Annotated in this window: 8 protein-coding genes; 5 read left to right on the top strand and 3 right to left on the bottom strand. The window is 37.7% G+C overall.

The window, feature by feature from the left end:
• Positions 1-88: 88 nt before the first annotated feature.
• The gene (locus M901_RS00270; protein WP_021276137.1) at positions 89-1,216 is read right to left on the bottom strand and encodes a lytic transglycosylase domain-containing protein; all 1,128 of its coding nucleotides are present in this window, start codon (positions 1,214-1,216) and stop codon (positions 89-91) included.
• A 327-nt stretch (positions 1,217-1,543) separates the two neighbouring features.
• On the opposite strand from M901_RS00270, the gene M901_RS00265 reads away from it, so the two are divergent.
• The 3 genes from M901_RS00265 to M901_RS00255 are packed head-to-tail and all read left to right on the top strand — an operon-like array spanning position 1,544 to position 5,235.
• The gene (locus tag M901_RS00265) at positions 1,544-2,488 is read left to right on the top strand and encodes a MoxR family ATPase (protein ID WP_021276139.1); all 945 of its coding nucleotides are present in this window, start codon (positions 1,544-1,546) and stop codon (positions 2,486-2,488) included.
• On the top strand, positions 2,457-3,347 hold the full coding sequence (locus tag M901_RS00260) for a DUF58 domain-containing protein (RefSeq protein ID WP_198295308.1): 891 nt from the start codon (positions 2,457-2,459) through the stop codon (positions 3,345-3,347). Before M901_RS00265 ends, M901_RS00260 begins: the two co-directional genes overlap by 32 nt.
• Positions 3,334-5,235, top strand: a complete 1,902-nt coding sequence (locus M901_RS00255; protein ID WP_034719128.1) for a DUF3488 and transglutaminase-like domain-containing protein — start codon at positions 3,334-3,336, stop codon at positions 5,233-5,235. Before M901_RS00260 ends, M901_RS00255 begins: the two co-directional genes overlap by 14 nt.
• Here M901_RS00255 and M901_RS00250 read toward each other — a convergent pair.
• Both M901_RS00250 and M901_RS16025 read right to left on the bottom strand, forming a co-directional pair.
• Entirely contained in the window at positions 5,210-6,088 is an 879-nt protein-coding gene (locus M901_RS00250; protein WP_021276136.1) for a vWA domain-containing protein, read from the bottom strand. The genes M901_RS00255 and M901_RS00250 overlap by 26 nt on opposite strands.
• Positions 6,089-6,090: 2 nt before the next feature.
• Positions 6,091-6,846 carry a MotA/TolQ/ExbB proton channel family protein gene (locus tag M901_RS16025; protein WP_021276140.1) on the bottom strand — a complete coding sequence of 252 codons (756 nt, stop codon included), beginning with the start codon at positions 6,844-6,846 and terminating at the stop codon, positions 6,091-6,093.
• An 82-nt stretch (positions 6,847-6,928) separates the two neighbouring features.
• On the opposite strand from M901_RS16025, the gene M901_RS00240 reads away from it, so the two are divergent.
• Both M901_RS00240 and M901_RS00235 read left to right on the top strand, forming a co-directional pair.
• Positions 6,929-7,348, top strand: coding sequence for an acyl-CoA thioesterase (locus tag M901_RS00240; RefSeq protein WP_021276134.1), 420 nt, complete (start codon positions 6,929-6,931; stop codon positions 7,346-7,348).
• A gap of 8 nt (positions 7,349-7,356) precedes the next feature.
• Positions 7,357-8,082, top strand: coding sequence for an ABC transporter ATP-binding protein (locus tag M901_RS00235; RefSeq protein ID WP_021276132.1), 726 nt, complete (start codon positions 7,357-7,359; stop codon positions 8,080-8,082).
• Positions 8,083-8,235: the final 153 nt, after the last annotated feature.

Here is an 8,235-nt window from a genome sequence, read left to right as displayed (position 1 = left end):
TCCCAGCTCGGCCGTTCCATGACCATAGATCATCGAGACTTGAACAGGAATACTAATGGCAATTGCCAAGAATAGTAGAGCATAGATATTAAAAATTAGAGGCTTGGTTTTCATAGAACCCTCCCTTATTTTGATTGAAGTGATAACAGAAACTCTTTACTTTTCCGATATAGTTCTTTGCTTCTTTAATAACTTTTGATCTGGCCCAGAGCTTTCCATCTCTGATTAGTCTCATCTTGATTCTATAGGGACCTGAATTATAACTGGCCAAGATAAGCTCAGTTAGAATCTTCTCTTTATCAAAATTAGTTCCATAGGCCCTTTCGATTAAATCAATATTTCCATTCCAATACCTTTCAAGATACTTGATATACTCGAGACCACCTTGAACGGATTTCCTCTTATCTAGTCGCCAGTCGTGTTTCTTAGAAATCTTTCCAATTTTGATCATCGTTCTAAGAATAGGGACAGGTAGCTTCTTAATTCTTCTGTCGGCCTTCCAGTTTTGGTGCTTCTTAAGAACATGGTGGCTTGCAAGATTTGTTACCTGAGTTAGACCAATGGCCTTGGCATGGCTCACTGATTTCGCATCAAATCCAGATTCTTGTGCGATTAAGGCCGTCATCATAGAAGGGTTGATTCCTTTTTTGACGGATTCCTTTTCCACGAGTTTGATAAAACTTTCTTTAACATTAAATGGAGAAGTATTATAGACATAGGCCTGCTCGTTTATCTCACAAGTTGGATGGTCATACTTTCTTCCGTAAACAGACTTATCCTTTGAAGAGACATAGTAGAGATGAATATCATTTTCATTATTGGCCAAGAGTCTTAGGCCCTTTACTTTGATGATGAGATTATTCTTATTCTGGTAAACGATTTCTTTAACATTATTTAAACTAGGAGTGATATCCTTGTGATTCCAAAATAACTTAATATTATTATGATTGAGAATCTCAAAATCTGACTCTAAAATAATGTAGAAGTCATGAGACTCATGCCAGTTCTGTTTCTTTGGGTAGAAGCTAATATCAACACCTGTAGCGGTTGCTGGTTTTCTCTCTCCTTCCCAGATAGAGAGCCCCTTATTCTTAGAGAATATATTCTTAGTATCGCTACTAAACGGATTCATTGGCCCGGCACAAGAACAAAGAAGTCCAAGTGCGACACCTAAATGAATAAGTGAAATACAATTTTTGTAAACTTTCCCTCGCATCACTACCAGTCCCCTGAAGATTTTATTCTTTACTCACGGAACTAACGTGCGGAAGGTGTGAGTGATGTCGTCTGAATTTCTATTCATTATAAATAGCTTCCCAAAGACATTGAGCTTTTTTTCACAATTTACTCAATGATTGGATTAATTCCGATATCTTAGCTCTGGTATTTAGCAAAATAACTCTACAATTCTGGTTTTGTTCACTCCTCAAAGATTGCCTCGTAATTTTGGTACGCGGGTCCTTTTGGCCGATTTAACAAATAAGTTGCTGTTTTTACGAAAAGGACTCGCGTACCTTTCGGTGCTCCTATATAATGGAAATCTATGAAAGCGAATTTGAATTTTATAAAAAGAACCCCTGTACAGCTCTTACAAAGTTTACTTGATGAATCTAAGAAGAGAATTATTGGAAAAGAGGATCAGAGTATTATTACTGTGGCGGCGATCTTATCTGGAGGTCATATTCTTATAGAGGATGCTCCAGGAATGGGGAAGACGACACTTGCTCATACGATGGCATCTCTATTTGGTTTAGATTTTAATAGAATTCAATTCACTTCAGATCTTATGCCTTCCGATATTCTGGGATTTAAGTATCTTGATAATAAATCACAGTCATTCAAATTTAGTAAGGGACCAATTTTTACAAATGTTCTCTTGGCCGATGAAATTAATAGGGCCTCACCAAAAAGTCAGAGTGCTTTTTTACAGGCCATGGAAGAGCGTGAAGTTTCTATTGAAGGGGAAGACTTTCAACTTAATAAATACTTTGTCGTTATTGCCACTCAAAACCCTGAAGACCAAGTCGGAACACATCCGCTTCCAGAGTCTCAAGTCGATCGTTTCTCAGTCTGTTTCTCTATGGGAGAAAATACCCGTGAAATTGAACGAGAGATCCTGTCACAAGAGACAAGGGTAACAGAACTCGAGATTCAATCTCCCATCTCAAATGGTGATATTGAGGATTTGAGAGATCATATAGCAAAAATTGAGATCAATGAAACGTGCCTCGATTATATTCTAGATGTTCTGGATAAAGTTCGCGCTGAACTAGGTAACCATATTTCTATTAGAGCAGGTCATGATCTTAAGAAGCTTTCTCGAGTCTTGGCCGCAATTCATGGTCGTAGTTTTGTCATACCTGAAGATATTTCTTTTTTTGCACCTTATGTTCTAGGCCATAGAGTTAGCTCAGGTGAGGATATTAATCTTGGAATTAATAAAGTTAAATCCATTCTTGCAGAAGTTGAGGCACCGCTTAAGAAATAAGCAGCTTGCGGGGAATAGGGTTTACATTATTCCTAGCCGTTTTGGACTTCTCTACTTAATGATACTCTCTTTTAGTATTATCCTAGCTGTGAGCTTTGGACATGCCTTCTCATACTATCTTTCAGCATTGCTCTTTGTTCTCTTTATTATTGCTGCATTTATGTCAAATAGTTATATGAAGAATTTAGAGATTCAAATTGTTGAAGGAGACTATCTGGTTTCTCAGTCACAGGACTATGGAGTGAAATTTCATGCCCATGCAATAGATGATCCCTCGCTAAGCTTTATTCTCGAGTATCAAAGTGGCAATAAGAAGAGTTCAAAAGAGGTCCTGATTCATGAGAAGAAATCTCTATTTACTTTCTATTATAATTTCTTTCATTGGGGTGTGAAAAAGTACTTGAGAATGAAAGTGAGCTCTAGCTATCCTTTCTTTCTCTTTACAACATGGAAATACCTAAAGTGTGAGGAAGAATTTATTATCTATCCTAAAGTCTCTAAAAGAAGTTTTAATCGCCACAAGGATACTTCTCAAAAAGAGTATGATGATATTGAATTACGAGCTTATATTCAAGGGGAGCCTCTCAGTCGTGTTCATTGGAAGAAGTATGCACAAACCTCACAACTTATTGTTAAAACAGAATTAGGTGGTGAAAGTGATATTAACCTGATTGATGAGAATCTACTGAATAAGATAGATAAGGAGATAGCTGTTGGAATTATCTGTCATGAGATTCAGGAGCATATTAGAAAGTCAAAGAGTTTTGCCTACTTAAGTAGAGAGAAACATTTTCGAATTGTTTCGCGACCAAAGCATATGATGGATATTGCAAGGAGCCTGATTCATGAAATTGAGTAGGGCCGATCTTATCATTCTAATTATTCTCGCATTAAGTAATATCCTTGTGATTACCCCTTGGTTTTACTTATATTTCATACTCGCTCTTGCAAGTTATTACTTTTTCAAAAATCAACGTCGTTGGCATATGATTAAGCGCGTGATGGCCGTTGGGGCTTTCCCCGCTTTTTGTGGACTTTACGGGGCCATTAAGCAGGTCGAGCCGATGGTTTGCGCAATTGGGATTTTGGCCCTTCTCAAATATCTCGAAATACAAAATATTCGAGATCGACTTTCATATTATACCCTTGTGATTGTATTTATCTGTGGAAGTGTTCTTCTAAGTGATCAGATCTTATATTTGGCCATATCCATTGGGAGTATTCTCTATATTTTCTACCAACTTGCGATGGTTAGTGGAGTCAGGTTTCAAGGATTGAGGCTTCTAAAAATACTTGTGCCTTCAATTCTATTTTCAACATTTATCTTTCTCATAGTACCTCAAGTTAAAGTTGGTAATATCTTTAAGTATGTAGGTGATCGCTCAGGGCAAGGTGGTTTTTCTGAAAGTGTCAGCCCTGGAGATTTTAAAAAGATCGTTGAAGATGATCGTCTCTATCTCTTTGCAAAGTATAAGAAGTTACCTCGTCGTGGTTACTGGAGGGGGATGACTTATAATTATACGGATGGAAGAACATGGCGACAGCGTGGTGTTAGACCACGAGTGGTAACTGTTAAGGGCAGTGCTGAATCGGACTTCATTGTTAGAAAAGTTGAAGGGCGAAGAACACCCTTATTCTTTCTTGAGAGTACCCAAGTCGTGGGGCATAAGAATCCTCTTGGAATTTTTGAAAATACATATTTTGATATTCTACCGCTCAAAGATAATACAAGTCTCTATGCTCTGAACTTTATTGATAAGAGTGATAATCGTGTTTCCCAAAGAAAGCCAGATAAGTTTTCAACTCAATACCCAAAAAAGAATATCTCTTCGCGTTTTACTGACTTTCTTGAAAAGGTCGAAGGAGAGAGTACTAATGATAAACTTAATTCTCTTATCGATAATTTCCGTACCTTGAATCTTGAGTATTCACTTGAGACTGAGATTGATCAAGGAAAGGATCTCAGTGAGTTTCTCTTTAATTATAAGAGGGGATACTGCATTCACTTTGCTTCATCTTTTGCCTTGGCCTTAAGGGTATTAGGAATACCGGCCAATGTGGTTGGGGGCTTCTACGGTGGGGAGATTAATGCTAAAGATAAGTTTGTTCTCGTCAAAGGTGGTAACGCCCATGCCTGGATTGAATACTGGGATGGAGAGAGATGGATTGAATTTGATCCGGTGGGGTCTATCGTTCAAGCTTCACAGATGCCTCGAAATGATTTTGCCCGTTTTTCTGAATTAGAGGATCAGAGTGACTTTGCTCTGAATAGCGGTATTGTGGGGATTATTGATGATATAAAGAGTATCTATTATCAGCTTAATTTTGCCTTCTTTGAATTTGATTTTGAGCGACAACTTGTGCTCTTTGAAAGATATAAGCAGAGAGTTAGTGAACTTAAATCTCAGGACTATATGAAGATTGTTGGTTTACTTATTCTATTATCTCTTCTTATTTATTTCATAAGGCTCCTTACTAAATATCAACGCTCTTTAAATTATGATGAAGATTTTGTACAAAAACTTAAGAAGATTTTAAGTGTTGAAAGAATAAATCACTCGGGACATTTACTCGAGATCTTGGTAAAGCATGGTGTTGATAGAGAACTGGCCAATAAGTATCGCGAAGCATTTATCAGGCAGAATTACTCTTCACAAGAGATTCCTCGATCTGAGTATCGGGAGTTGAAGAAGGAGATTTTAAGATCTCTTAATAATTCTTTTAAAAACCATAGTAGAAACCATTAGTCTTATCAGCTAAGGTCTTGAGAAATTGATAGAGATTACTTCCCTTTGAGAATTTATTCTGTCCCACGCCAATTGTATTGACTTGGACATCTCTAGAGTTCTTCGTCACGATTTCTTCAATAAGTGAATTGATATTATCTTTTCTTGAGCTACCAGAGAGAGTCGGAACACCATCACTAAGAAGCACAATATCAGTAAGCTCTGGATAATTATTTAGAGTATAGAGAAGGGCAGACCTCGTTGGGGTACTTCCTCTTGGCATTAACTTAGCAAGAAAATTGTAGACTTCATTCTTAACATCCATGGTGCTCATTCCTTGGGTAATTCCCCAAAGAGAGTAATAATCTTGACGAGGAGAGTGAGGGAAGTAGACAATATCCACTTTGTAATCCTCTCCCATTGAGGCAATGAGCATCTTTAGGCCGGCCTTAACCTGTCCTAACTTTTCTCCGGCCATACTTCCTGAGACATCGATGAGAAAGACGATATTCTTGCCTTTAAAATCAAAGCCTACTTCATGATCACCATTCTTTGAAATTGTTGGAGTTTTGGGTGGCTCCTTCACTTTCTTTGCACTCGCAACTTGGGCCTGTAGGTTGGCAATCTCTTCTTTTAGTTGCTTGATGGTTAAGCGACCTTCTTGAATGACCTTATCTTTGGCCTTTGATTGGTCGACGCACTTATTGAGCAGTTTCTTCTCAATGGTACAGGTGGCCTTTTTAACTTGGGTGGAGCTATCAACTGCTTCATTCTTTGGAACTGAGATAAAGAGAATAATCACCGCTCCCAGAGCTCCTGAGAGAAGATCGAGAAATGATATATTAAAGACATTTATCTCTTTCTTTCTACGCATGATTAGATCTCAATCTTATTGATAAAATTCTCAATAACGTATTCTTTACTTTTAACATGGAAACCATCAGTAACTTTTTGGAGATCATGGAAGAGCCACATCAAAATAATACTAAGAATAAGGGCCACAAGAGTTGTGTCAAAAGCAACCCCTAAGGTCGCAGTAATGGCCTTCATGTCTTTGCCATTTGCGATCATGAGGGCTTGAGAAATTCCTAGGACTGTTCCAATGAAACCTAAAGAGGGGATGGCCCAAAGGAGATAGCGAATATTTGTTTGTTCCATTTCAGAGCTATCTCGATGAAGGTCAGTCATTATATTAATAACATCGAGAACTTCTGAGATACTCTTTGTGCTTCTAAATTTTGCACAGGCGTTTTTAATTAATTGTGTCAGAAGAGTTTTGGCGTGCTTCTTTTCAAACTCTCTGATCTTTTGATGAATATCATAGACGTCATTGGCCATAATCATATGTTTTTCACTCTTTGGCAGAAGATTTGCCTTAAAATATGATGTCTCGGCCACAACCCTTTTTTTGAGACTTCTAATGTCGAGTAGTGCCCAGACAAAAGCAAAATATGTTGACCATTGAATATAGCCACCTGAGAGAAAGTCACCTCCGGCCAAAAGGAGAAGGCGTTCAAATATTGTGAAGCCCTTGCCTTGAATGCTGAAGTAGACGATATTCATCAGTCCAATAAAAACGGTACTTGAGATAAAAGCTTGGGTAAATATTGTTAAATCTTTCTTATCCAGCATGATTTTTCCTAAGCAGACTTATTTGTGCTCTTTAGTAATAGTTATTATAATTTAATTGTAATGATTTTGAGGAGATATAATAGTGGGTAAAAATAAAGAGATAGAAAACGAACTAGAAAATGGCCCAGAAGGTGAGCTTTGTGTAAGAACCCTTGCCATGCCAGGAGATACGAATCCAAATGGAGATATCTTTGGTGGTTGGGTTCTTTCTCAAATGGATATTGCCGGAGGAATTTATTCTGGAAAACGATGCCATGGTAGAACTGTGACCGTTTCTGTAGAGACGATGACTTTTCACAAACCTGTGATCGTTGGGGATGTTCTTTGTTGCTATTGTAGTACAATTAAGGAAGGAAATACTTCTTTGAAAATGAAGATTGAGGCTTGGGTTATTCGTCGCTTTGAAACTAAACGTGTCAAAGTTACTGAAGGGACTTTCACTTATGTTGCGGTAGACCAAGACAGAAGACCACGTTCAATTGATTCATACGATACAAAATAGGATTATATATGTCAGAAGTAGTATTTGAAGCGAGTTCCGTTTTAAAAAAATATGGAACAAAAACAGCACTTACAGATTTTTCACTTACCTTGAATAAAGGCGAAGTCGTGGCGCTTTTGGGACCTAATGGTGCCGGGAAGACAACATTTGTAAAATCTCTCTTAGGCTTACTTAAAATAAATTCCGGAAGCTTATCTCTTTTTGGAATGGATATTCAGAGTAAGCAGGCCAAGAGAAGGCTGGCCTATCTTCCAGAGAAATTTACTTTCTATTCTTACTATACAGTGGAAGGGACTCTTCGTTTCTATGCCAATATGTACGATGTTCCTAAAGAGCAGATTTCAGAGAATATTGATAACTCACTTAGAAGACTGGGAATCTTTGAACTAAAGGGAAATAAAGTTTCTGAACTTTCTAAAGGACAGCTCCAGCGAGTTGGATTGGCCTGCTCTATTGTTGGTGGCCAGGAGTTTATCATTTGGGATGAACCTTTTTCTGGATTAGACCCAATTGGAGTAAAAGAAGTTCGCGATCTAAGTATCGATCTAAAAAATGAAGGACGTACTGTTCTCATTAACTCTCATATTTTAGCGGAGATGGAGAAGATGGCCGATAAGATCGTCATTCTCAATCATGGGCAAGTTAAGGCAGTTGGTTCTGTCTCTGAAGTGGCACAAGGGGGAACTCTTGAAGATAGATTTTTTAGTTTAATTAAAGGTTCTGAATCATGTTAAATCCTACTCTTGTTACAAATACGATACAAAAAGAAATCAGAAATAAAGGTATTATTTTTCTCTTTGTTTTTGCTATTGGCTTTCTCTTTGCTGGGCATAAATTAGCGATTATGTTCAATGTTAATTTTGGTAATGAGGCCACGAGTCAGTTTT

The organism is Bacteriovorax sp. DB6_IX, assembly GCF_000447775.1.
GTDB lineage: Bacteria > Bdellovibrionota > Bacteriovoracia > Bacteriovoracales > Bacteriovoracaceae > Halobacteriovorax_A.
The sequence above is the reverse complement of the archived record's forward strand: the minus strand, read 5'-3'. Positions and strand labels throughout refer to the sequence as shown.

Bases quoted from the DNA above. Each gene is read 5' to 3' on its own strand.
- M901_RS00270 (WP_021276137.1), bottom strand. From the start codon at position 1,216: ATGCGAGGGAAAGTTTACAAAAATTGTATTTCACTTATTCATTTAGGT.
- M901_RS00265 (WP_021276139.1), top strand. From the start codon at position 1,544: ATGAAAGCGAATTTGAATTTTATAAAAAGAACCCCTGTACAGCTCTTA.
- M901_RS00255 (WP_034719128.1), top strand. From the start codon at position 3,334: ATGAAATTGAGTAGGGCCGATCTTATCATTCTAATTATTCTCGCATTA.
- M901_RS00250 (WP_021276136.1), bottom strand. From the start codon at position 6,088: ATGCGTAGAAAGAAAGAGATAAATGTCTTTAATATATCATTTCTCGAT.
- M901_RS16025 (WP_021276140.1), bottom strand. From the start codon at position 6,846: ATGCTGGATAAGAAAGATTTAACAATATTTACCCAAGCTTTTATCTCA.
- M901_RS00235 (WP_021276132.1), top strand. From the start codon at position 7,357: ATGTCAGAAGTAGTATTTGAAGCGAGTTCCGTTTTAAAAAAATATGGA.